The following is a 22,829-nucleotide window of genomic DNA, read 5'->3' as shown; positions in this document are numbered from 1 at the left end:
ATTTCCGGCTACAACACTTCTGGCTTTTGTTGCGGGAACGCCATCCCACGCGATTAAACCAAGTCGATTGCGCATTCGCTGAGTATTTGGGAGTCGATGTCAGCACGATCCAGTTAGACCGGACGAAGATTCGAAGATCTCTCGGTAGCGATTGGGATCGGAAGAGTCCACGTGGACCGCGGGATGATCACTCGGAGTAAATTGCTTCGTGAGGTGTTTTGGCAGGCGTCAGTAGCTACCCGCCGGCTTCAACCTTTTCCAAACGACCGCCCCACGCTCACAGGACGATTCGTGCGTTAAAGGGTAAGTTGGTCACCATTCGCAGATGGCTTGCGTCCGGGCGAATTTGTGTATCAGCCTTTCTCAGTCATCACGATTACCAATCTCATCTCCGCCGTTAGCCCTACCCAAATTCTGCGGTCGATCAATCTTCCCATTCGACTGATTCCCCGCTCAGGATGTCGCCAACCTCTGTGGGTGAGAATCTCCACGCCGTAAACTCACCGACCAATCGATGCATTCCTATGCCTGGGCATTCCTATCACAGATGCTTTCCTCGCCAGGATTCCGAAAGCATGTCCATTCACCTTCGATTCTGGGCTCGCGCAAGAACGGGTAAACAACGGCATGTCCATTGGAGCGACATGAATTGTTAATTGATCCCGTACGTCGCACACGACGCATCCACTGTCTGCTGGCTGATTTGCCAAGCCATGGTTGATGACTTCGTTGCGACACACTTCGGTAGGCGAATCTGCAGTCGATGCCATGAGCGAGCAACAGCCAGCTGACGGTCGGAGATATCTCACGATCAAGGAATTGAGCGAGCAATCCGGCTTCTCTGTGACGCAAATCCGCCGGTGGGTCGCCGCCGGAAAGATTGCGTATTTCCAACCGGGGGCAAAGGAGGCAAGTTGCGGTTTCCTCCGGATACGCTTGAACGCCGCAGCGCTGAAGAGCCATTCGACAACGACGCTGAAGAAGAAATCCTCTTACCGGGTCGCCGTCCCAAGTGGATGAGCGATTAGTATTTCATCAATCCCTGAACGAAAGGAGGTTCGATCATGCCACGAAAACCTGATCGAACGCCGATTTCCTGTGAGTTTTTTACTTGGCGAGTATTTCAACGGAATGGTGTGTGGTATGCCGATGGCCGCGGCGGTGAATACGACCTGGGAAAACATTCGCTAGGCACCCGTGATCGTGATGAAGCACTGAGCAATTTGCGACTACTAGACCGGAAGAAAGCGGGCGAACATCGGCTTGCGACGCCACAAGCCGAGCATGCGATTGGCCAAAACATTTCCACTCCGCAGGGGTGGAGATTATTTTTGGAGCACTGTAATCGACCGGAGGTGATGGGCGGTGTCAGTCAGAATACCTTTAAACGCTACCGAGCAGTGCGTGATAAACATTTAACTTACTGCGCAAAACACCGTATCGCGAATTGGAGCGAAGTCACCAAACAATGGACGGAAAAATATGGCCATTGGCTGGCTCGCAAACAGTATGCGGACAGGTCGATTTATCTCGAATTGATGTTGGTGAAATCCGTCCATCAATGGTTGATCGACGAAAAGCATATTCCGGAATCCTGCCGCTTCAAGTTGTCGATGCGTCGTCCGGAGGGAACCGACACCTACTGTTATTCTCAGAAGGAGGTTCGGACGATGGTCGAGCATTGTGAAGCCAATTCTGAATTAGCTTGGTTGAAACACGTGATTATCACATTGGCATGCACCGGGCTGCGGATTTCCGAGTTGGCGGCTTTGCGGCATTCGGATGTCGATCTCGAGTCGAATACGATTCAGTTGACCGACGAACGCAGTAGTCGTCGGCGGCAGCAAATGGGAACTGCCCGACGAACCAAAGGACGTCGTGGCCGGGCTTTGCCGATTCATCCGCAACTTCGAGAGATTTTGGAAGGACTGGAGACGCAGCCTGATGGGCGGCTCCTGCACGGTCCTCGCGGAGGAAAACTCAAGCCGGACACAGTACGGAGGATTCTAATTCGCGATGTTCTCGAACCGCTGAAAGAGACGTTTCCAACGCCCGAAGGTGAGATCGGCTTCGAGCACGGCCGGTTACATTCGTTCCGGTACTTTTTTGTTTCACAGTCGTTTCTCAGCGGGGCTTCAGAGGGTGAGATCATGAAATGGGTGGGCCACCGTGATTCAAAGATGGTGGCCCACTATCGCCATTTAAAGAACGAAGACAGCCAACGAAAAATGCAGCAAATCAATTTCTTAGGAGACCTATAACTCTCCTGGTGTTCAGGAGGAAGGATCGTAGGTTCTAACTTTTGACTTGGAGGTGTCTGCCGCAAAAGCAAAGGGTGAATCGCTTCATCTGTCTCACTTGAAGACTTCAATACTCCGATTTGTCCCGATGTTTGTCCCAATCAGTGGGACAAACAAAAACGTGCTCCGCAAGTTATTGCGATAAAGCAACTTACGAAGCACGCAGTTTTCAAAGCGGAGAGAGGGGGATTCGAACCCCCGGTCCGGGTTACCCCGGACACGGCATTTCCAGTGCCGCACAATCGGCCACTCTGTCATCTCTCCGGAGTGGTCACGCCCGACAAACCATATGGTTTCGGCGTGGTTGAGACGCGGTATTTTGGACGACTCACTGGCGGGCGTCAAGTGCGGAAGGTGAGGATTCTTGTGAATGGCACTTTCGCCACAAGGCTATCTTCAACCTGAGGGCATTGGCGAGCCCTATTCACAACGATAGTGACGGGAGCGATCGTTTCCGCGGGATCTCTCGCTTTTACCGTCGGTAACTTTCGATGGCTGAATCAATCTTGGAGACTAGATTTCGCAGCCGCACTGCAAAAGTACGTCTTGTGAATACGGGGACTCACTACCCTGTTGCAGGAAAAGGCGGTATGCTTGGGGGCATCTCCATATCTTGATATCAATTTCGTTGGCGTTCAGTCAAAAATCGTTGACACTGACTCTTCTGCGTTCAATTGGTGGCAATTCGATGCGTATTCTCGTCGCATGGCATGATTCAGCCGAAGCGGAACTGCTAAATCTCTATCTTAATCTCGATGAATCCAGTGCCTTAATTACATCGGATCTGGACGAATTCTGGGCGGAACTGGAGTCTGGTACCCCTTGGGACATCGTCTTGTTGCCGACCGACCGACCGAATGATGCAACTGCAATGTCTGTCTTCCAGCGGGTTCGCAAGACACGCCCGGACTTACCCGTCGTCGGAGCTTGTCATCTCGAAACCATGTTTCAGCTGGCGGGGTTTTTAGGTCAGGGACTGCGTGCGTACGTGGTTCGTGACAAAGCGGGAGACTTCATGTTTTTGTTGCAGGCGACTCTGCAAGGAGTTGTCGAGGCGGTGAAAGCCGAGCGAGAACGAATTATCTCTGCCAAATTACGGGAGGAGATCGAATCGGTTCGCAAGTTGCAAGAATCGATTATGCCCCGGGACCTCCGCAGTCCAGTCGGCTATCGCATTTGCGGGCGTTATGAATCTTCGCAGCTGCAAGTGATTGGTGGCACGCCGGTTGTCCTGGCAGGGGGCGATTATTACGACGTGTTCGAAGCCCCCAATGACGAGACAATTGTATTGCTGGGTGATGCCGCCGGGCACGGGATGAAGGCCTGTATCTCCATTATGGCGATGCATACGCTCATTCGCATGATTCTTGATCGACGCTATGAAGATACGGCGGCGTTTGTGGAGTCGGTCAATCGCCACCTGTGCGAACAGACGATGGTGGGCGAGAGCGAAGGCTTTATCACAATGTTGTTCGGGTTGCTCAAGTCGGAAACACATGAGTTTCAATGGACATCCGCCGGGCATCCGCTGCCGTTGTTGCACCGATTGGACGATAACTCAGTCGAACCGATGGGAACAATGGATGATGGTGGTATGCCATTGGGGATTGTCAGTGAGTGTGACTACGAATGGAAATCGGTCAAAATCCCGCCGCGAAGTCGTGTGATTCTTTACACCGACGGGCTTGAGGAAGCTTTCCCGGCCGAGAAACAGGATACGCATGGGCAATTCGGACAAGCGGGGATTATGCGGACCGTGCAGGAATGCCGGGACAAGCCACTCGATGAGACATTGGATGTGCTATTCAATGCATCCAACGCGTTTACCGAGGGGGCAGGGCGTCACGACGATACTTCCGTGCTACTCATCGAACGTGGAGACGTTTAACGGTTTGCGTAGCGGGCGAAGCGTTTCTTTCGACGGGCTAACCGTTTGCGTCGGCGTTTTTCGCGGAAGCTGACGGTCGGTTCGTTTGCCAACCGGTGCATCCATGCAAAGAAGACAACAATCGCCGAGATGTATACCACCCAAACCCAGACAAACGCATAAGTTACGCTCCCCGGCCAACGGGCTGACTCGGGCACACCCGGTCGGTATTGAATTGTAACTTGTCTGTCGGCCGGAGGAAACCAGCCTGGTGGGAAGTTAATCGTTTGCTGGATTCGTTGTCCGTTTTGATCCAGGTATTCTAGTCGCACTTCTTGAATCTGATGTCCTCTAACGGTGCTTCCAACAACGGTTGCATCGACACTTTCGTGCATTCGCAGAATGCGAGCAGTCGTCGTTTCTCCCGCAAACCAATACCGGATCTCATTCCAAGTCTGGTAGGTGCAGAACACGAAACCGATGACAAGCCAGAAAACTATCTTGAGGACTTCGATATCACTATCGTTGTGGTCTTCGTACATCGTTGTTCTCTGCGATGACAACTTGCGACGGAATCCAACCTTGCAACGGAGATATGTCGGTTCGGATCCCTAAAACTGGCTCCATTTCTCTGTTTTCTTCGGGGTAGCGGACCTTGCCTGGCGAAATGCGGTCCGTTACACTAGCTCGAACCGGAACCGTGCGGTGCGTGTCCGGCGTACGTCCATACATTCTTTTGGTTCGAATTCGCAGGCGGACGACCCGTCTTGCGGTTGGATTCCGCTATGAAAACAGACATCCATCCCGATTATCATCCGGTGGTGTTCCTCGACACCTCGACCGGCACGAAATTCATGACCCGTTCCACCATTCAATCTCAGGAAACGATTGAGTGGGAAGACGGCAAAGAATATCCGCTGGTCAAGGTCGAAGTGAGTTCCGCATCGCACCCGTTCTACACGGGACAGATGAAGCACGTCGACTCGGCCGGGCGGATCGAGAAGTTCACCAAGAAGTTCAACTGGCAAGGTCGACGTCGCAAGAAAAAAGGTGGCGACGAACAAGCCAGCGAAGGTTAGCAACAATCGAGATCGTTCACGCGCTCTCATCAGGTTCTCTCGGTTGCAAGCGGGAATTTGATGAGAGCGCGTGTTGCTGCGCGGAACTCGATAATTTCGATCTCACTGCGAACTTTCTCCGGTCTTAACCAGGATTGCCGTCATGTTTCCCAGCTTGGAAGCCAAACTTCGTCGGTTCGAGGAACTTGAGGAACAACTTCAAGATCCAGACGTGCTTGCCAACGTCGACAAGATGTTGGCCGTCCAGCGGGAGTATGGCGGGCTTCAGAAAGTCGCTCTCTCGATCCGTGCTTACAACGAGCGACAAGCCGACATCGAAGCCGCTCAGATGATGCTCGAAGAGGAGACCGACCCGGAGAGCAAAGAGTATGCCCAGGCCGAGTTGAACGAGCTATTGGCCGCCCACGAGAAACACGAAAAGGAACTCGAAGATATTGCAGCAGCCGGGGACGCGATGACCTATGGCAGTTGCATTATGGAAATTCGAGCCGGCACCGGCGGCGATGAAGCCGCCTTGTTCGCGGGCGACTTGTTCGAGATGTATAAACGATACATCGAAACGAAGGGTTGGAAGTGGGAGGCCATGGACGTCAGTGGTGGTGAAGTCGGGGGTTATAAGGAAATCGTGTTCTCGATCACCGGCGACGGAGCGTATCTGAACTTGCAGTTCGAAAGCGGTGGGCACCGCGTGCAACGGGTTCCCGAGACAGAAACCCAGGGGCGAATCCACACGTCGGCAGCGACCGTCGCCGTCATGCCGGAGCCATCTGAAGTCGAAGTCGACATTCGCGACGAAGACCTCGAAATTGAAACCATGCGAGCCGGTGGACCTGGCGGACAGAAGGTTAACAAAACGGAGTCCGCGGTGCGGATTACTCACGTCCCGACCGGCATTCAGGTGAAGTGTCAGGACGAGAAAAGCCAACACAAGAACCGGGCGACCGCCATGCGGATTCTGCGGGGCCGGATCATCGAACAACGCCAGCAGAAGATCGCCAACGATCGGGCAGAGCATCGTCGCACACTTGTCGGAAGCGGCGACCGCTCCGAACGCATCCGCACCTACAATTTCCCCCAAGGCCGCGTGACCGATCACCGTATCAACCTCACGTTGTATCGCCTCGATCAAATTCTCGCGGGAGACCTGAGCGAATTGATCGGCGGTTTGTTGGAGTTCGATCGGCAAGAACGACTCAACAATCCCAACCCGGAAAAGAATTGAGACCGCAGTACTCGGCTCGGGCGTTGACGGACTTCTCGCAACACGCCTATCGTACAAGAGTTGAATCACATCGCGAAAGGAGTCTCCGTGTCCGCCCCTGAAAACGCATCGGCAGCCTCGTCGGCCACCAAGCCTGACGAGTGGACCGTGCAACGCATTTTGGAATGGACAACCAGCCACCTCACGCAACATGGCAGCGAATCTCCCCGGTTAGACGCGGAGATCTTGCTTGCCCATGCTCGGGGATGTGCTCGCATCGAACTCTACACACGGTTTGCCGAAGTGCTAACCGATGACCAGCGGGCCACGATGCGGGAACTCGTCAAACGTCGAGCCAAGGCCGAACCGGTCGCCTACCTTGTTGGCCACAAGGAATTCTACAATCTGTCGTTTCGTGTCACCCCGGACGTCCTAATTCCGCGACCAGACACCGAAACTCTGGTTATGGAAACACTCTCGCATCTCGGTGAACAATCCGCGGCCACGATTCTCGAAATCGGTACCGGCTCAGGATGTATTCCGATCGCGATCGCCAAACGTCATGCGAGTGTGCAGATCACCACGATTGATGTCAGTGAAGCTGCATCGGAAGTCGCTCAGTCCAATGCCGAGACTCATGAGATCGCCGACCGCATCGAATTCTTGATTGGCGATTTGTTCGCTACTCTCGAAACAGATCGGACCTTCGATTTCATCGTTAGCAATCCGCCGTATATCAAAGAGGACGACATTGCCGAATTGGATCCCGACGTGCGTTTGCACGAACCGCATTTGGCACTCAACGGTGGTACGGATGGCTTAGACGTGATCCGTCGTTTGATTGACGAATCGCCACAATGGCTGAAACCGGGCGGTTGGCTGTTGTTCGAGATCGGCGAAGATCAAGGGGCAGTTTGTCGAGAACTATTAGGCACGCCTGGCACGTTCGAGAACATTCAAATCATCAAAGACCTCAGCAAACACGACCGTGTCGCGAAAGCACAGTTGGCGTAGCTTCCGGGAATCGGTAGGCTGGGACGGGTCCCAGCATTTTTGGATCATCGATATCGCGTAACATGCGGGGCGACGCTTCGCTAACCCAGCCCAGACAAGAAGTGCTCCATGAAGGCCATTCAGCTTCAAGAACCGAAGAACTTTGCCCACATCGACATCGCCGAGCCGAATTCACCAGGGCCGGGACAGGCATTAGTTCGTACCCATCGCATGGGGATTTGCGGCACCGACTACAGTGGCTATCTCGGTAAGATGCCGTTCTTTAGTTATCCGAGAATTCCCGGTCACGAACTCGGCGTGGAGGTTCTCGAGGTCGGTGATGATGTCACTAACATCAAGCCCGGCGACCGGTGCAGCGTTGAACCGTATATGAATTGCGGCGAATGTTACGCATGTCGCAAAGGGAATGGAAATTGTTGCGAGAAACTCAACGTCATCGGCGTGATGGTTGACGGTGGTCTCTGCGAACGATTTCTCATTCGTGCGGACAAACTCCACCCTTCCACAGAACTGACATACGAACAACTCGCACTCGTCGAAACGCTCGGGATTGGTTGTCACGCTTGTGATCGCGGTGCTCCGCAGGAAGGCGATCATGTACTGATCATCGGAGCCGGTCCAATCGGGTTGGCCACGCTTGAATTCACCCGCCTGACTGGCGCGACGATTACCGTGATGGACATGGTCGAATCGCGATTGCAGTTCTGTCGCGACACCTACGGTGTGCCGCATACGATTCAATTCAAAGGTGATGGCTCGGAAGTCGAGCAGATTCAACAAATCACGAACGGCGACAAATACGCCATCGTCACCGATGCCACCGGGCACAATGGGTCCATGTCGAACGCCCTCAACTATGTGGCTCACACCGGCTCGCTTGTTTATGTGGGCATTACGACGGCCGAGGTCTCTTTCCCGCACCCGAAACTGCACAAACCGGAGATGTCGATCAAAGGCTCTCGCAACGCATTGCCCAGCGACTTCGGCCGCATTATCAGTTTGATCGAAGACGGGACCATCGACACCGCCCCGTGGATTACGCATCGCACGTCCTTCGATGACGTCATCGGCGAATTCGAATCGTTTACACGTCCGGAGTCCGGCGTGATCAAAGCCGTGATCGAACTCACCTAAGACACGCCCAATGAACCAACAATTCATTGGAGTTCAACGGACAGACGTTCTAAAATGAGAGCGAGAACATTCCGGGCGTGAGTTGAGGGCGAACAACAATGTGGCCGCATCTTTTGCTGACCATCGACGAATTCGAACGCATGGTCGAACGGGGCGCATTCGATCATCTTGATCGCAAGGTGGAACTCATACGGGGAGAACTGCGGCAAATGAATCCCCCTGGCCCATTGCACGATGCATTGATTGTTTACCTGAATAATTGGTCCTTGAGGTCTGCATTACCGGCCGATATTCTTGTGACCGCCCGAACGGGTCTGGATTTGTCGCACCTCGAAAGTCGCCCGGAGCCGGATTTGATGTGGATCAACGCGGGGCGGTATCGCGATCGGCACCCGTCGGCGAGTGATGTGCGACTGGCAATTGAAGTAGCCTATAGCAGTTTGCAGGTCGACATGAACGAAAAGGCCGAGTTGTACGCCGAAGCGGGAATTGTCGAGTACTGGATTGTCGATGCCGTCTCTTCGTGCGTGCATGTCTTTCGTGAACCCGATGGGTCTGTGTTCAAGTATCGCGATATTGCCAACCGCGGGGACATGCTTTCTCCGTTGGCCTACGCGGACGCCAAACTCGACGTCGCCGATCTGTTCGGAGGCTGATCGTTTCCCGAAACAGGTTGGAATTCGATGTACGCGTCATACCGCTGCCGACTTTTTTACGCCTTCACCGTACTTTGCGTCGGTTGTATTGCTCGCACGGAATTGCTCGAGGCCGCACCGAACAGCCCTAACATCTTGTTGATCGTTGCCGACGATCTAGGCTTTAGCGACTTAGGCTGTTATGGCGGTGAAATTGCCACGCCAAATCTCGATGCGTTGGCTGCGGATGGTATACGACTGACGCAGTTCTACACGACCGGACGTTGCTGCCCGTCGCGGGCCTGTTTGTTGACCGGTTTCTATCCCCATCGTGTGGGTTTGGGGCACATGACCCAGGATATCGGCCAACCGGGTTACCGCGGCCGCGTCGCTGAAGATGTTTTGACAATCGCACAGCATCTGCAACAGTGTGGGTATCGCTCGTTTCTTTCCGGGAAATGGCATCTGGGTACAGACGATCCGACTCGACATGGTTTCGAAGAGTTCTACGGAACACTCGTCAGTGCCAAAACATTTTGGGACCCCGACCATTTCCTGCGATTGCCGAAAGGTCGAAAGATCACGCCCCAGCGTCGCAATTTCTATGGCACGGATGCACTCGGCGAGCAAGCTATCACGTTTCTGAACCAAGCTCGCGAGACCCCCGACCGGCCATGGTTCTTATACTTGGCATTCAACGCTCCGCATTTCCCATTGCACGCGCCGCCGGAAACAATTGCTAAATATGTGGACCGCTACACGTCTGGTTGGGACGTGCTGCGTGCCGAACGTCTTGGCCGCATGCAACAACTAGGAATCGTCCCGCCGGACACGCAACTTTCTCCGCGTTCCCGATACGCGGATTGGGTAGAGTCGTTGTCTAAAGAGAATCCGGCGTGGAAGGATCTTCCGTCGAATCGGCAAGCCGACCTGGCTCGCCGTATGGCGATTTATGCGGCGATGGTGGATCATATGGATCAAGCCATCGGGCGGGTGCTCGATGATCTGAAATCACACGATGAATTTGCTAATTCGTTGATTGTTTTTACGTCTGACAACGGCGGATGTGCGGAGTGGGACCCGTTTGGCTTCGATATCAAATCGGGACCGAAAACAATTCTTCATGAAAACGACGAGCTAGCACACATGGGGTCGGCCGGAACGTTTCACAGTGTCGGTTCCGGGTGGGCGAACGCCTCGAATACGCCTTGGCGTCTTTACAAGCACTTCAACCATGAGGGCGGCATTGCGGTGCCATGCATTTTGCATGGACCATCGGTAAATCAAGGACATAAAGGCACGATCCATTCCACACCGACTCACTTGATCGACCTTTTACCGACGATTTTAGAGTCTGCAGGCATAAGCGAAACAGTCGACACGAAGTCCTTACCAGGACAAAGTCTGCACCGTGTTATGCGAGGTCAACCACTGCCAAACCGCAAGCTCTTTTTTGAGCATGAGGGCAATCGAGCCGTTCGTGACGGCCGATGGAAACTCGTTGCGTTACGAGATCATGCCTGGGAACTTTATGACATTTCCGTCGATCGCATCGAACAACATGATCTCGCAAGTAAATACCCGGAGAAAGTCCGAAGCCTCGCAACTTCTTGGTCTGAATGGGCGAATGGAAACCACGTCACACCATTACCGCGAGACTATAACGTCGAGTATCTCCCCAAGAATCCAAGACTTCCAGTTAAGTCAAAGTGAGACTGAATTGGCTCCAATTTCGTATAGCCCTTGAATTGCTATTCCGGCTTGTCCGCTGCGAATTGTCGTCTTAACTGCGATACACGATCTTGGATCGCAGAGAGTTCTCCTTCAGCGTTTTGAATCTTCTCTAAGTTCTTCATGGCGAACGTCAATCGACGATTGTCTTCTAACTTTTCTTGATGCCGGCTCATAAAGTCCCAATAGAGGGTGGTGAACGGGCACGCATTTTCGCCCGTCCTTTCCTGATAGTTATACCGGCAACCCGAGCAAAAATTGCTCATCTTGTTGATATAGTTTCCGCTCGAACAATACGGCTTTGTTCCGATGATCCCACCGTCGCCGTATTGGCTCATGCCGAGTGTATTTGGCAACGAAACCCAATCGATCGCATCCAAGTACATCGCCATATGCCATTCATGAAACTGATAGGGATGCACCCCCCAAAGCTGTGCAAAGTTTCCTAGTACCATCAGGCGATGAATATGGTGTGAATAACCATGCTGAATGACGTGCTGCATCGACTGTCGAACACACTCCATATCGGTATCACCATCCCAGTAAAATGATGGCAAAGATTCTTGGTGATCAAGATAATTCTTCTGGGCATAGTCTGGCATCTTTAGCCAATAGAGGCCTCGAACGAATTCTCTCCAACCAAGGATTTGTCTCACGAACCCTTCAACACTATTGATAGGGGCATCACCAGAGTGATATGCCAATATGGCCGCATCGATACACTCGCGAGGGTCTAATAGTTTGAGATTGAGCGGGGCTGATAAGCGAGAATGATAGAGGAATGCCTCATCAGTCCACATGGCGTCTTCCCAACGGCCAAACTGTGGTAGTGTCTCCGAAATGAAGTGTTTTAAAAAGTAGAGAGCCTGCCTGCGTGTTACCGGCAGTTGGAAGTGTTCTAAACTTCCCGGGTGATCCTTAAACCGAGTCGACACCATGTCGATCACGTCTTGAGTGACCTCATCCGGTTGATAAACCCTCGGTTTCGGTAATTCACCCGGTCCTTTTGATTTCTTGAAACTTTCACGATTGTCGTGATCGAAGTTCCACTCGCCACCGGTGGGGTCACCGTTCGATTCGATTAGCACATCATGTCGTTTTCGCATCTCCCGATAGAAGTATTCGAGTGTGAGACGGTTCCGTCCTGTAGCATAGTCCCGAAAGTCGTTCTTCGAGCAATAGAAATGACCGTCGGGTGTGATCTGGATTTCAATGCCGAGTTCATTGGCAGTGTCTAGCAACGATTGCTCAACTCGGTAGTCACCCGGTTCGACGACGACTAGTTTCTCAGGCTTCAGTCGCTTGACATCTTGAGTTAGTACCTCGGCGAATGTCTTCCCACGATCGTGTGACGGTGCAGCCTGCATTTCATGATATTCAACTCGAACATTTTGTTTCTCGAGTTCATCTCGAAAGTGCCGCATTGCAGACAGGAAGTATGCAATTCTCAGTTTGTGACACCAAACGTGTGTCGTCTCCTCATCGACCTCGGCCATCCAAACGGCATCGAGTTTCTTATCAAAACCCTCGAAGGCTGATGAGTTGTGTGCGAGTTGATCACCGAGAACAAGAACGAGATTCCGCATTCGACACTTCCTCATCCATACAGTAATGGGCAGGTGTTACCTTGAGGAGTTGTAGTCGGAAGTCTGTATTTGTCGATGGTTGACTAGCGATTCTTTTCACGGGCTTGTTCGAGCAGCCGGATCCACGGGCCGACATAGTGGCCGTTGTCATGAAACGTTCGGCCGCTCACAAGATTGCCATCTATCACGCACGGCTCATTCACGAAGATGCCGCCGCAGACCTCCAGGTCAAATTGACACTTCGGCACAGTCGCCATGCGTCGGCCTTTGACGCAATCCGCATATGCCGGTATTTCAACACCGTGACAGACACTGGCAATCGGCTTGTTTTCTGCGAAGAAATGCTTCGTGATTCGAACGAGATCCTCGTCGTAACGAATATATTCCGGTGCCCGTCCACCAGAAAACATGATTCCGGCGTACTCCTCGGGCTTCACATCTTTGAAAGCGATGTTCGCTTGCAGTGTGTAGCCTTCCCATTCCTTGGTGATCGTCCACCCTGGTTTCACTTCATGGAGCACCATTTGGTACAGCCGTTGTTCTGGAGCCGTCACCACAGGTTCGAACCCGGCTTCTTGCAGACGATAAAATGGATACATCGTGTCCAGGGTTTCGGTGGCGTCACCAATGACGATTAAAACTTTGTCCATCATGTTGGCTTTCGAGTTGATTGGCCGTGTCAGTTTCATGCTCTGTGCATTGTTTCGCGTTCGGCACGAATTGGCAAATGCGTGCAGACTGGTGCACTGACTTTAGGATGTGGTATCGTGCGTGCATCAACAACCTTTGATGGAGTTATCCGATGTCGCAGCCAAGTTCATCGTTGAATCGTCGTGAGTTTCTGGGTCGAACCGCGGGAGCCATCGCCGTTGGAACCGCCGCATTGGGATGCCCGGCGATTTTGTCGGCGAAGTCCCCGAATGAGCGATTGAACCTAGCGTTTATCGGCGTGGGTGGTCGCGGGCTGGCGAACTTGAACACGTTGACATCAGGTGGTGCCGACAACGTGGTCGCGTTATGTGACGTCAATTCGAACGCACTTGGCAAAGCCCGCGAGCGATTCCCAAAGGCTCGCACCTATGTCGATTTCCGCAAACTCTACGAAGACGTCGACGACATTGATGCAGTCGTGGTGAGCGTTGCCGAGCACACACACGCCTACGCCACGATGCCGGCGCTCAAAGAAGGCAAGCACGTTTACTGTGAGAAACCTTTAACGTACAACGTGGATGAAGCCCGCAAAATCACCGAAGCCGCCGCGAAGGTGAATGTGGCGACCCAAATGGGTACGCAGATTCATGGGATGCCGAATTACCACCGTGTAGTGGAGTTGATCCAATCGGGCGCGATCGGCAATGTGACCGATGTGCACGTGTGGGTTGGTCGTGCTTGGGGTCTGCAAAGTGCCGAAGATGCTCGAAAGAATGGTGACATCATTCACGTCACCGAGCGTCCGACGGAATCAGTTACGCCACCGAAGAACTTGAATTGGGATTTGTGGCTTGGACCGGCACCGTATCGACCGTTTAATCCGGTGTATGTGCCAGGGCCGCGGTGGTATCGCTGGTGGGATTTCGGCAATGGCACGATGTCGGACTTGGGCAGTCACTGGGTCGATTTGCCATTCTGGGCACTGAAGTTGGACGCACCGACGACGATCGAAGCTTTTGGTCCGCCGCCGCATCCGGAAATCGCTCCGGCTTCGATGAACGCCATCTACGAATACGGTGCCCGCCAGAACATGCCTCCGTGCAAACTCACATGGTATCAAGGTTCGATTCAACCCGAGATTCTCAAGGAATTGAACCTCACGAACTGGAATAGCGGCGTGCTGTTTGTCGGCGATCGCGGGATGCTGATCTCCGACTACGGCAAACACAAGTTGTTGCCGGAGAAAGATTTCGAAGACTTTGAATACCCCGAGCAGTTCACCGGCAACTCGCCAGGACATCATCAAGAGTGGCTTGCAGCGTGTAAGACCGGTTCGCCGACGGGCAGTCCATTCAGCTATGCCGGCCCCCTGACCGAAGCCAATCACCTTGGCAACGTCGCCTACCGCGTCGGCAAGAAGATTCACTGGGACGCCGAAAAAATGGAAGCCACCGGCTGCCCCGAAGCCGAACCGTTCCTCAAACGCGAACCGCGAAAAGGTTGGTCGTTGTAAACGGACCGCATGACGCATGTGTCTGATGAGACAGGCAAGGATACGCTCGTGCGACGACGTCGGCTCAGCAGATCGGGTGGCGATCGGCCGGTTTGCTGCGTTGACACTTCTGCCGAGGCGATTATCGGCCGAGGGATTACAAACTCATCGCTACACAGTGTCGTCAGCGTCTTACGGACCCGGGCAGACAAATGTGCCGATGCGGATGAGGGCCGTGCTGCTGGTCGAACAATCGTAACGCGCAGTCGTTTCGGCTCTCAAGCTGAATGGACCGACGGGGATACCGAAGAGATCTTGGCAGATACTAGCTACTTGAACGGTCTTCTGTGCCCGAACCGCGGGTGTTCCTCCGCCTGCGCCTGAGATGCTCGCTTCCGAGAAGTTGTTGTCGATTCCGTCGTCTTGGAAAGTCGTTGTGACAGTTTGGGTGGTCATTGTGTCACTGTTGTAAAATGTGATCGAGACCTGTAGCCCTGCGATGCCGATGGCGTCTCCATCGTTGTTGTCGCCCATAGGCGGAGACGGCAACGCGGGCGGATTCAGTTGATTGATCGAGGCTCCGTATCGAACGAAATCTGTCGTTGCGGGGTCGTTCGTTGAGGTGAATGCGCCATCGGTGAAATTGATGGTGAGCGTTCGGAAGCGATCCGTGAGCGCAGCCACTTGGTCGGAAAACGTGAAGCAAATGTCCCCGGTCCATGTAATTGGGGGAGGCGTTTGGCAGAGCCAGTCATTAGGGGCAACAACAGGTGTTGGATCGAGACCTCGCACATCTTTCGGCGGGAGATCCGGATTGTTGCGGTTCAAGAAGTCGGCTGGCACAGTCAGTCCGTTAGAAACCACGAGTTCTTTGCTGGTATCGAAAAACGGCTGTTGATTGTTGTTGACTGGAAACTGTGGGATCGTAATGGAGACCGAACGAATTGACAGGTTCGACGGACCTTCATCGTAGAAGATACCGAACAGTCGTGGTTCCACGTTCGCGCCACCGCCGCCCATCCCGTCAGGGTTTTTCGAAGCGTTGATGAGAACGGTCGCCGGAATACAACCGCCAGAAACGCCGGCATTGAACTCGAACGGAGGCGAAGAGTTCGTGATGGAACCAAAGATCAAGTCGCCTGCACAGGAGGCATTTTCGTTCACACCTCCCACGTCGGAACTCGTGTAGTTGTCATCAAGATCGAGCGGAACGCCTCGGATCAGGTTCGCGGCTGCGAGTTCCTGTCCTCTTTGACGCGAGGGTAAGGTCGGTTGTCCCCCGCCATTCTCCCCCCAGTGTTTCACGCTCGCCAATGCTGCTGCTTCGAGTGCGTCTTCTAATTCCGCCCGGGCCAGCCACAGCCGACCGATGTCGATCACCATGCAAAGGAGAATGACCAGACACGGAGCCGAAAGCACGACCCAAAATGCAGCGATTCCTCGTCGATTTTGCAGCGACTGATCTTTGAAACCAGAATGTCGGCGGTAGGATTGCATAGTCATAGCCTATCGCTCGTAGGGATACGTCGTGAAAAGTTCGACTCGCCGCCCGGCGACTGAGAACCCAAATGAACTGAGGAAGTCGGGCGTGAGTTTCGAAAGCTCAACGCATACAACGACGCGAACGGCATCAGTAGGAATCGCGGGAGTGTTCTGTTCAGCACAGGTGCCACTTTCCGCCGAGTCGGTGCCCGCAACCGAGTGCTGCAACCGAACACCAACAGACGCGTTGGTGCCGAAGCCTGCGGTTTCCAACTGGTTATCGACGATGGTCCGCAGGTTCGTGACGACGGCAGCTGTTGTAGCCGGGTTAAGCCCATCGGTTTCCGCAGCGACTTTGGCAGCAGTCCGGCTGGCCAATTTGACTTGCTTCATGTTGGCAAGAATCAACCCGAACTCGATCACCGCCCCCACGAAGATCATCAAGATCGGCAGCGAAAGGATCAACTCCAAGACGACAACCGCTTTCCGCGGTGACGCCTGGGCAAACGGAGTTGGTCGGACAGAACTCTGCATGAAGGTTCTCGGAGATGGGTACAAAATGCGGTTGTGACCGCCGCAGGGAGTGTGCAATACCAGACCGTTCTATGATGCTCTGTGCTACCGGTGGATGTGAAACAAGGTGTGGTCTTCCCACTTCCACCAAACAAAAGCCACGACGATCAGCAGTAAACTGCCTTAGGATCCTGTCACGACCTGGAAGCATTATTCATGCCGAAGCTTGGGAGTCAGTTGGGCGAAACCCGGCGATCTTATGTTCGATTACGGCAATGTTCTTGACTGTCTGCTCGTACGTGCGATCGATTCGGCGATGTGGAACGGCACATCACTTGCTTAAGAGGAATCGCCGATTGTGATCACGCCGGGTTGATATCGGCGGGTGATCGATGCAGGGACGTGACATTCGATGACTCGGTTCTTCACATCGCAAGCAAGCTGTAAACGCCAGGATACACCTGCTTCCAATACTATTCGCTCGGTTTACATCGGTCATGGTTTCACGTCCGCATCTTCGACAATTCCAAACCCGACCTGACCTACATCCGGGCCAACGATCCGGTGGTGACGAGAGCAGACGGGAGGCAGACAAGTCGCGTGGCGTGATCACTCTGGAGTTCATCCTTGTCCTGCCCGTTCTGCTAGTTGCAACATTGGCAGTGTTTGAATTCGGTTTTTTGGTGCTGGTCAACGAGGCGGTAACAGCGGCTTCTTTGCGGGGAGCACGAGAAGCAGCCAAGATTGGCACGACTCCCGACGAAGTCGCGGAGACCGTCCAAAAATACTTGGCGGTTCACAATATCACCTTCACGACCGACGGCACGAACAACAGTGACCCGGCTCGCGTGACGATTGAAGGGGCGTTGGTCGCCAGTGACCCGGACATGGGAGAACGTGGCAACACTTCAATCCCGTGTACTCCGAAAGGCCCAAGCATCGCCGCCAATGAAGTACGTGTCACAGTTTGCGTCAATGTGACCGACAGTACCGGGATGACGCCCGTGCCCGATCTTCTCTCGACATTCGGGTTCTCGCTTCAGGGCCACGTCTACGAATCTAGCACTCGAACGGAAATAGAATAGTGGAACAGATTTCCCACGACTTCACGCAATGGCTGCTTAAGTTCCTATTGGGGTCGATCTGCTATTTGTCGATTGGTGCCTACGTGATTTACCGTATCCGCCGAACCGGCAAGAAGCCGGAAACCCATCGACAGACCGACTCTTAAAATCGAAGATTTTAATTTCGGAAATCGGTGATCCTCTCGCTCGACAACCACGTATGTGATATCAAGATGATATCACCTCCTTTTCTCGTGGAGTCGAAGATGATCGCTGAAAAGTTAGTTCGCCCGATGAGCGGTTGGCTACCATTGATAATTTGCCTCCTGCTTTTCTTGATGACGCCGGGTGTGATTGTCGCTCAAGTTCTCCTCGGGGATGGTCCGCCAGTCTTGGGACTGATTGTCGCACCGATTTTCTTTCTGACTGCGTTCATCATGATCTTCGGCTTCCAAGCGATTGCGCCGAACAACGCCCGTGTGCTGTTACTCTTCGGCAACTATAAGGGGTCGATCACCGAACCGGGGTTTTACTGGGTGAACCCATTCTATTCGAAATTGAAGATCACCCTTCGAGTGCAAAACTTTGAGACTGGTTCGACATTCGTACCGGAAAGCAAAGACCCGACAACAGGGAAGGTGATCAATCCGAAATCTCGGTCCGCGGGGAAAGCCTCGAAGGTGAACGACCGCGATGGCAACCCGATCGAGATCTCTGCGGTGGTCGTATGGAAGGTGGTCGACACGGCGGAGGCGATGTTTGAAGTCGATGATTTCGAGCATTATGTCGCCGTGCAAAGCGAAGCTGCATTACGGGCGCTCGCTAGTCGACATCCCTATGACGACCATGACGACGAACGCCTCTCACTCCGTGGAAATACGCCGGAAATCAGTGAGCAGCTGCGGAGCGATATCCAAGAACGACTCGACAAAGCCGGTGTGCAGGTGATCGAGGCTCGAATTAGTCATTTGGCCTATGCCCCGGAAATTGCGGCAGCCATGTTGCAACGTCAACAAGCCCAAGCGGTGGTGGCTGCTCGCACGAAGATCGTCGAAGGTGCGGTGGGCATGGTCGATATGGCTTTGGAACATCTGGCCAAAGACAAGATTGTGGAACTTGATGAGGACCGCAAAGCGGCGATGGTTTCCAACCTGCTCGTCGTACTTTGCAGCGATCGTCATACACAACCGGTCGTCAACACCGGCACGCTTCACAACTAATCGACCGTGGCAACCAAATTCGAAATGGAGTGCCAGCTTTGCCTCGGGAATCTTTCCTATACCGCACCGATCCGAAAGTCCTTGATGCTTTACGCAAGTGGGCCGAAGACGAACTACGCAGTGTCAACGGCCAACTCGACTACCTCATTCGAAAAGCACTCAAGGACGCGGGCCGATTGAAAAACGACGCCGAACCAGAACCAGACGAAAAGTCAGGATCGTAGGGTCGTCTGAATCTACAGAAGCTGGTCTATCAGTCGTCACGGAGATTGTGGCTGGCCAATGATGGATTCTAGAGCGCGTTTTCCCGACTTGTGATTGATGACCTGCGTTCCGGGGGGCAGATCGAACGATTCAAAGGACACCGACTCTTTGGGCAAGGCCTCATTGACCATCGTCCAGTGAAGATTAACTTCCATCGACCGCAACACCGTCTGATCGACGACCTCTCGGATTTGCGTCGGCACCGTCACGTCACCGATGGTCTGCCACGTCGTTCGGCTTGTATGATTGACCTTCCAAACAGACGGTTCGCTGGCATCTCGTTCCCATTGCGCGTTTTGAATAAATCGCGTGTGTTCGTGTGAATCCAGCCATATCACACATCGGAAGGGACGTCCCGTCGTCTGTTCAAAGAGTAGTGCGACGTGACCATTGGGATCCTCCGAAATTCCGACAAGGTGGGGCACGAGGGAAACCTGAAGTCTTTTTCTCCAGTCTTCAACGTCCAACCCGTTGCAGAAGCCGAATGCGAAGCCTACACCGGCGAATCGAAAATCCAGCGGTTTCGCTTCGGGCATCATTTTGTCCCAGCCGACTGGATGTCGATGGATGGAACGGGGTGCCGGAGAGTTATTGAACGTGAGACGAAACAAGGCCTCTTTACCATTGCGGGCAAATTGGAAGATGCGGGTGTCTTTCTCGCGTCGCAGCCGGACCCAATTCTTTGGGCGATCGAAAGAGATGGACCAGTGAGACCGGCGTCGTTTATTTTTTGCTTTGCCAGGGAAGGTAATGATTTCGACGTCGGAACCTTCGAAAGTTCCGGTGCGGGCCTGTCCGGCGGCCATGAACATCTTGGCAAACAACCGTCGGCCGCGAGCACTCTCCTCCTCACTGATGGGTACTTGTGGCCATTCCGGCATCGGTGTAGCCAACATTTCGTCTTTCCATGCCGGGTGTTGCAACTCGGCCTTCGCATCGGCAAGCGATTTCGAAGGAACCAACCCGAACAGCAGGGCGACAACCACGAAAAGCGAATTGTTCATCAGGACCTCCGATTCGATGATCGAATTCTATCGTTTCATTTGAACAGTGTACTGTCTCCGTTGAGTCCTCACCTAGGGGATAGAGCGTTTCGAGAAAAAAGGTCGAAGCTGCGACTCATAGGCCACAGCTTCAACGAATATCTGAGTTCGTCGCCCATTTGACGACGAGCTAACAAACTGACCGCGGGATTCAAACCCACTGTCGATCTAGATTGGAAGCAACTCTAGAAGTCTCCGACGACTTGTTCGTCTTCACGCATTCCTAGTCGTTGGTAAGTTCCGGACGACAACTTTTGAGCATTCGTCGCTTTGTTGGGGTTGTCATTGGTATCGATGCCAGTCGGAACGCTGTAGTGAATGTTGTCACTGATAAAGCGTGTCGAGCCATCGCAGAACAAAAAGTGTGCGCCGCCAGGATGGTTGCTGCTGAATCCTTCTGTGCAATGGTGAGCACTGTTGTCGGGGTCGTTGAGCGGTCGCGTGACGCGTCCCATGGTGTAATCCGCTCCCTGGGCACCACTCCCTTGGGGATTGCGGTTGCCGACCCAGGCACCTTGAGCACAACGGTAATCGCGTTCCCCGACGGCAAATGTGTTCGATAATCCGTCGATGACGTCAGCGAATGAGACCGCACTCCCCAGATGAAGAACACCATCGTTATTTGTTTTATTCACGTCCCCCCAACCACATACGCCGATATAGTTCGACTTTGCCACTCGAAAGCCGGTTGGAACTCCGGAGTTCCCGGCAAAGTATCGCCCGCTACCACTGTTCATCGTACCGCCATTCATGAGATGTTTGCCTCGGTCCGAGGGGCAAATGAAGGAATCGAGTTTGGTTTGGGCGAGTGTTCGATCAGTGGTGTTGGCTAGCATTTCTGTTAGACGTCGCGTGGAAACTCCCATCTGTTCGAATAGATTGTCTTGCTCCATTTGCGGCAAGATATATGCTCCCCAACCCCACGCCTCTTCGTTGGATGCATCTGGGTATCCGCCCATGGGTAACGCCCCGTGGGTATCGTGGTAGGTGTGTAAAGCGATGCCAATCTGCTTGAGGTTGTTCTTGCATTGAGTCCGGCGAGCCGCTTCTCGCGCTTGCTGAACAGCCGGTAATAACAGTGCGATCAAAATCGCGATAATCGCGATGACGACTAGCAATTCGATCAGGGTAAAGCCCAACCGTGACCTACCAATTCGAGCAGCCATGGAACTCTCCTGTGTGTGGATAAAGAACACTGACGATGACGAGACAATAGAATTCGAATGCTCTTCGTGTCCGGCCAGAACGGGTCTACGGAATTCTCATAGGGTACCCTTTCGTCTGAGCGCCAAGCTGTTCACAAGAACGTGAACATGAAATGGGTCGCTTGGTGAAATAAGCCTGCTCCAAGAATTGAGCAGAAGAAGACAGCAAAGAAAGATCAAAGGGTTATTTTGCTAAGCCTGCTAATAAAATTCAATCATTTGTTCAGGTTTTTGGAATATTTTTTCGACACAGCTGCAGCGGTCGAGCAGAGCGAAATCGATAAGCAGATCTCGGATCGAGAATGCAGCATGGGATCGGAGTCGACCGTGTTGCAGAGATATTCTGAGCCGTGAGATGTCACTGAAAAAGAAATGCCGAGTCGTGTTGCTAGCATTTGCAACACCGCTCGGCACGTTGTCGTCCCCAATTCGTCGTTTTGTATCGCGACGTTACTTCTTCTTTTTCTTCTTGCCTTTGCCTTTGGAAAACTCAAGCGAGCCTTTACCCGACCAATCGAAGCTAAATGGCGGCGTGAAGCCTTCATCATCGGGTACCGGGATGATTGGCTCTGAGATAGCCACTAGCACAATGCTTCCATCCGTCACTTTTTCGAACCGACCGGTCGACTCATTCGGGACCGGGTTGAACTCGGCGACAAACATGATCCGCGCAAGACCGTCTTCCGCCGGAATTGCAAAGTATTCCCCCAGCCTTCCAGGCTCATCGGCACCAAATGTGGTGGCCAGCTCATCTCCGTTGGCAGCCACAAAGGTATATGTTCCATGAAACGTACCGCTTAATGTTTTTGGATTGAACGAAATCGCCTTCGCGACGCCGTCACCGGAATAACGGCCGAGCAGACTCGAATTCCCGGTCACTTCGAAAGGTGAATCTTCTCCGGAGAGCGAGAACCCCTCGGTTCCAGAGCCTTCGCCCACAACCTTCCATGGCTTTTCTTGAGCCTGCACGATCGGGGATGTGACCGTCAAAGTCACGACCAACGCGATTGATTTGATCAATAAGTTGCGAACCATGGAAACTCCCTCTCGAATCGAACCACTGGCCCCACCGATATCCGGTTAAGAAGCCGAATCGAAGTTTGCCTGAGACTGCCTCAGACGGCATTATGGACAATACAGATGAACACAGTGGCAAACAACCAGTTTCTCGAAGGCATTCGGTAAATTCGCAGCTTTCCTCGAACGCACCTAGACTGTGTAGTGTTTCTACCTTCACTGCCCGTCGAGTGGCGATCTTGGTTTCGTATTGTGTGACTCGTTCCTCTCTTGGGGGCCGAGATTCGGTTCGACTACCCTTCGGCAGCGTTGCCGGTTACAATTTGGCAAC

At 53.2% G+C, this 22,829-nt stretch carries 23 protein-coding genes and 1 tRNA gene; 15 read left to right on the top strand and 9 right to left on the bottom strand.

Features of this window, described 5'->3' with window-relative positions:
* The 3 genes from AC5DDB_RS21925 to AC5DDB_RS21915 form a co-directional block, all read left to right on the top strand.
* On the top strand, positions 1 to 200 hold a 200-nt coding region (locus tag AC5DDB_RS21925; protein ID WP_491741909.1), incomplete at its 5' end, for a hypothetical protein.
* A gap of 520 nt (positions 201 to 720) precedes the next feature.
* On the top strand, positions 721 to 1,020 hold the full coding sequence (locus AC5DDB_RS21920) for a helix-turn-helix domain-containing protein (RefSeq protein ID WP_491741908.1): 300 nt from the start codon (positions 721 to 723) through the stop codon (positions 1,018 to 1,020).
* Positions 1,021 to 1,064: 44 nt separating this feature from the next.
* Positions 1,065 to 2,261 (top strand): tyrosine-type recombinase/integrase, encoded by a 1,197-nt coding sequence (locus AC5DDB_RS21915; protein ID WP_491741907.1) that lies wholly within the window; start codon positions 1,065 to 1,067, stop codon positions 2,259 to 2,261.
* A gap of 214 nt (positions 2,262 to 2,475) precedes the next feature.
* On the opposite strand, the gene AC5DDB_RS21910 is transcribed toward AC5DDB_RS21915, so the two are convergent.
* Positions 2,476 to 2,564: transfer RNA gene (locus AC5DDB_RS21910), tRNA-Ser, on the bottom strand.
* 424 nt (positions 2,565 to 2,988) lie between these two features.
* Between AC5DDB_RS21910 and AC5DDB_RS21905 the strand changes: the two genes are divergently transcribed.
* Positions 2,989 to 4,188: a PP2C family protein-serine/threonine phosphatase gene (locus tag AC5DDB_RS21905; protein ID WP_491741906.1), complete on the top strand. Its 1,200-nt coding sequence runs from the start codon at positions 2,989 to 2,991 to the stop codon at positions 4,186 to 4,188.
* Here the strand turns inward: AC5DDB_RS21905 and AC5DDB_RS21900 are convergent.
* A complete protein-coding gene (locus tag AC5DDB_RS21900) occupies positions 4,185 to 4,709 on the bottom strand; it encodes a hypothetical protein (RefSeq protein ID WP_491741905.1) in 525 nt (174 codons plus the stop codon). The two genes, AC5DDB_RS21905 and AC5DDB_RS21900, sit on opposite strands and share 4 nt — an antisense overlap.
* 243 nt (positions 4,710 to 4,952) lie before the next feature.
* On the opposite strand from AC5DDB_RS21900, the gene AC5DDB_RS21895 reads away from it, so the two are divergent.
* The 6 genes from AC5DDB_RS21895 (at position 4,953) to AC5DDB_RS21870 (ending at position 10,943) form a co-directional block, all read left to right on the top strand.
* Positions 4,953 to 5,246: a type B 50S ribosomal protein L31 gene (locus AC5DDB_RS21895; protein ID WP_491741904.1), complete on the top strand. Its 294-nt coding sequence runs from the start codon at positions 4,953 to 4,955 to the stop codon at positions 5,244 to 5,246.
* A 142-nt stretch (positions 5,247 to 5,388) separates the two neighbouring features.
* The gene (gene prfA / locus AC5DDB_RS21890) at positions 5,389 to 6,468 is read left to right on the top strand and encodes a peptide chain release factor 1 (RefSeq protein ID WP_491741903.1); all 1,080 of its coding nucleotides are present in this window, start codon (positions 5,389 to 5,391) and stop codon (positions 6,466 to 6,468) included.
* An 87-nt stretch (positions 6,469 to 6,555) separates the two neighbouring features.
* Positions 6,556 to 7,461, top strand: a complete 906-nt coding sequence (gene prmC / locus AC5DDB_RS21885; protein WP_491741902.1) for a peptide chain release factor N(5)-glutamine methyltransferase — start codon at positions 6,556 to 6,558, stop codon at positions 7,459 to 7,461.
* 108 nt (positions 7,462 to 7,569) lie between these two features.
* Complete coding sequence (locus AC5DDB_RS21880; RefSeq protein WP_491741901.1) at positions 7,570 to 8,595, top strand: zinc-binding alcohol dehydrogenase family protein; 1,026 nt, start codon at positions 7,570 to 7,572, stop codon at positions 8,593 to 8,595.
* 98 nt (positions 8,596 to 8,693) lie between these two features.
* Positions 8,694 to 9,251, top strand: a complete 558-nt coding sequence (locus AC5DDB_RS21875; protein WP_491741900.1) for a Uma2 family endonuclease — start codon at positions 8,694 to 8,696, stop codon at positions 9,249 to 9,251.
* A gap of 27 nt (positions 9,252 to 9,278) precedes the next feature.
* The gene (locus tag AC5DDB_RS21870; protein ID WP_491741899.1) at positions 9,279 to 10,943 is read left to right on the top strand and encodes an arylsulfatase; all 1,665 of its coding nucleotides are present in this window, start codon (positions 9,279 to 9,281) and stop codon (positions 10,941 to 10,943) included.
* 38 nt (positions 10,944 to 10,981) lie between these two features.
* On the opposite strand, the gene AC5DDB_RS21865 is transcribed toward AC5DDB_RS21870, so the two are convergent.
* Positions 10,982 to 12,547 (bottom strand): cryptochrome/photolyase family protein, encoded by a 1,566-nt coding sequence (locus AC5DDB_RS21865; protein WP_491741898.1) that lies wholly within the window; start codon positions 12,545 to 12,547, stop codon positions 10,982 to 10,984.
* Positions 12,548 to 12,630: 83 nt separating this feature from the next.
* The gene (locus AC5DDB_RS21860; protein ID WP_491741912.1) at positions 12,631 to 13,197 is read right to left on the bottom strand and encodes a DJ-1/PfpI family protein; all 567 of its coding nucleotides are present in this window, start codon (positions 13,195 to 13,197) and stop codon (positions 12,631 to 12,633) included.
* A 152-nt stretch (positions 13,198 to 13,349) separates the two neighbouring features.
* Between AC5DDB_RS21860 and AC5DDB_RS21855 the strand changes: the two genes are divergently transcribed.
* Complete coding sequence (locus AC5DDB_RS21855; RefSeq protein WP_491741897.1) at positions 13,350 to 14,711, top strand: Gfo/Idh/MocA family protein; 1,362 nt, start codon at positions 13,350 to 13,352, stop codon at positions 14,709 to 14,711.
* Between the two features lie 171 nt (positions 14,712 to 14,882).
* Here the strand turns inward: AC5DDB_RS21855 and AC5DDB_RS21850 are convergent, their stop codons facing one another.
* Both AC5DDB_RS21850 and AC5DDB_RS21845 read right to left on the bottom strand, forming a co-directional pair.
* On the bottom strand, positions 14,883 to 16,193 hold the full coding sequence (locus tag AC5DDB_RS21850; RefSeq protein WP_491741896.1) for a pilus assembly protein TadG-related protein: 1,311 nt from the start codon (positions 16,191 to 16,193) through the stop codon (positions 14,883 to 14,885).
* A 3-nt stretch (positions 16,194 to 16,196) separates the two neighbouring features.
* The gene (locus tag AC5DDB_RS21845) at positions 16,197 to 16,706 is read right to left on the bottom strand and encodes a TadE/TadG family type IV pilus assembly protein (RefSeq protein ID WP_491741895.1); all 510 of its coding nucleotides are present in this window, start codon (positions 16,704 to 16,706) and stop codon (positions 16,197 to 16,199) included.
* A 476-nt stretch (positions 16,707 to 17,182) separates the two neighbouring features.
* Between AC5DDB_RS21845 and AC5DDB_RS21840 the strand changes: the two genes are divergently transcribed.
* The 4 genes from AC5DDB_RS21840 to AC5DDB_RS21825 all read left to right on the top strand — a co-directional run bounded on the left by AC5DDB_RS21840 (position 17,183) and on the right by AC5DDB_RS21825 (position 19,193).
* Entirely contained in the window at positions 17,183 to 17,770 is a 588-nt protein-coding gene (locus AC5DDB_RS21840; protein ID WP_491741894.1) for a TadE/TadG family type IV pilus assembly protein, read from the top strand.
* On the top strand, positions 17,770 to 17,916 hold the full coding sequence (locus tag AC5DDB_RS21835; protein WP_491741893.1) for a hypothetical protein: 147 nt from the start codon (positions 17,770 to 17,772) through the stop codon (positions 17,914 to 17,916). Before AC5DDB_RS21840 ends, AC5DDB_RS21835 begins: the two co-directional genes overlap by 1 nt.
* Before the next feature lie 99 nt (positions 17,917 to 18,015).
* The gene (locus AC5DDB_RS21830) at positions 18,016 to 18,969 is read left to right on the top strand and encodes an SPFH domain-containing protein (RefSeq protein WP_491741892.1); all 954 of its coding nucleotides are present in this window, start codon (positions 18,016 to 18,018) and stop codon (positions 18,967 to 18,969) included.
* Between the two features lie 29 nt (positions 18,970 to 18,998).
* Positions 18,999 to 19,193 (top strand): type II toxin-antitoxin system antitoxin, encoded by a 195-nt coding sequence (locus AC5DDB_RS21825; protein WP_491741891.1) that lies wholly within the window; start codon positions 18,999 to 19,001, stop codon positions 19,191 to 19,193.
* 36 nt (positions 19,194 to 19,229) lie between these two features.
* Here the strand turns inward: AC5DDB_RS21825 and AC5DDB_RS21820 are convergent, their stop codons facing one another.
* The 3 genes from AC5DDB_RS21820 to AC5DDB_RS21810 form a co-directional block, all read right to left on the bottom strand.
* Positions 19,230 to 20,237 (bottom strand): hypothetical protein, encoded by a 1,008-nt coding sequence (locus AC5DDB_RS21820; RefSeq protein ID WP_491741890.1) that lies wholly within the window; start codon positions 20,235 to 20,237, stop codon positions 19,230 to 19,232.
* 224 nt (positions 20,238 to 20,461) lie between these two features.
* The gene (locus AC5DDB_RS21815) at positions 20,462 to 21,442 is read right to left on the bottom strand and encodes a DUF1559 domain-containing protein (RefSeq protein WP_491741889.1); all 981 of its coding nucleotides are present in this window, start codon (positions 21,440 to 21,442) and stop codon (positions 20,462 to 20,464) included.
* Positions 21,443 to 21,931: 489 nt separating this feature from the next.
* On the bottom strand, positions 21,932 to 22,477 hold the full coding sequence (locus tag AC5DDB_RS21810; RefSeq protein WP_491741888.1) for a hypothetical protein: 546 nt from the start codon (positions 22,475 to 22,477) through the stop codon (positions 21,932 to 21,934).
* Positions 22,478 to 22,829: the final 352 nt, after the last annotated feature.

The sequence above is a fragment of the Thalassoroseus sp. genome (assembly GCF_984380535.1).
The sequence above is the reverse complement of the archived record's forward strand: the minus strand, read 5'-3'. Positions and strand labels throughout refer to the sequence as shown.

Excerpts from the sequence above, each read along its gene's own strand:
- AC5DDB_RS21870 (WP_491741899.1), top strand. The coding sequence starts at position 9,279 with ATGTACGCGTCATACCGCTGCCGACTTTTTTACGCCTTCACCGTACTT.
- AC5DDB_RS21865 (WP_491741898.1), bottom strand. The coding sequence starts at position 12,547 with ATGCGGAATCTCGTTCTTGTTCTCGGTGATCAACTCGCACACAACTCA.
- AC5DDB_RS21895 (WP_491741904.1), top strand. The coding sequence starts at position 4,953 with ATGAAAACAGACATCCATCCCGATTATCATCCGGTGGTGTTCCTCGAC.
- AC5DDB_RS21915 (WP_491741907.1), top strand. The coding sequence starts at position 1,065 with ATGCCACGAAAACCTGATCGAACGCCGATTTCCTGTGAGTTTTTTACT.
- AC5DDB_RS21880 (WP_491741901.1), top strand. The coding sequence starts at position 7,570 with ATGAAGGCCATTCAGCTTCAAGAACCGAAGAACTTTGCCCACATCGAC.
- AC5DDB_RS21850 (WP_491741896.1), bottom strand. The coding sequence starts at position 16,193 with ATGACTATGCAATCCTACCGCCGACATTCTGGTTTCAAAGATCAGTCG.
- AC5DDB_RS21875 (WP_491741900.1), top strand. The coding sequence starts at position 8,694 with ATGTGGCCGCATCTTTTGCTGACCATCGACGAATTCGAACGCATGGTC.
- prfA (WP_491741903.1), top strand. The coding sequence starts at position 5,389 with ATGTTTCCCAGCTTGGAAGCCAAACTTCGTCGGTTCGAGGAACTTGAG.
- AC5DDB_RS21830 (WP_491741892.1), top strand. The coding sequence starts at position 18,016 with ATGATCGCTGAAAAGTTAGTTCGCCCGATGAGCGGTTGGCTACCATTG.
- AC5DDB_RS21815 (WP_491741889.1), bottom strand. The coding sequence starts at position 21,442 with ATGGCTGCTCGAATTGGTAGGTCACGGTTGGGCTTTACCCTGATCGAA.
- AC5DDB_RS21840 (WP_491741894.1), top strand. The coding sequence starts at position 17,183 with ATGGTTTCACGTCCGCATCTTCGACAATTCCAAACCCGACCTGACCTA.
- AC5DDB_RS21920 (WP_491741908.1), top strand. The coding sequence starts at position 721 with ATGACTTCGTTGCGACACACTTCGGTAGGCGAATCTGCAGTCGATGCC.
- AC5DDB_RS21845 (WP_491741895.1), bottom strand. The coding sequence starts at position 16,706 with ATGCAGAGTTCTGTCCGACCAACTCCGTTTGCCCAGGCGTCACCGCGG.
- AC5DDB_RS21905 (WP_491741906.1), top strand. The coding sequence starts at position 2,989 with ATGCGTATTCTCGTCGCATGGCATGATTCAGCCGAAGCGGAACTGCTA.
- AC5DDB_RS21900 (WP_491741905.1), bottom strand. The coding sequence starts at position 4,709 with ATGTACGAAGACCACAACGATAGTGATATCGAAGTCCTCAAGATAGTT.
- AC5DDB_RS21820 (WP_491741890.1), bottom strand. The coding sequence starts at position 20,237 with ATGAACAATTCGCTTTTCGTGGTTGTCGCCCTGCTGTTCGGGTTGGTT.
- AC5DDB_RS21860 (WP_491741912.1), bottom strand. The coding sequence starts at position 13,197 with ATGGACAAAGTTTTAATCGTCATTGGTGACGCCACCGAAACCCTGGAC.
- AC5DDB_RS21855 (WP_491741897.1), top strand. The coding sequence starts at position 13,350 with ATGTCGCAGCCAAGTTCATCGTTGAATCGTCGTGAGTTTCTGGGTCGA.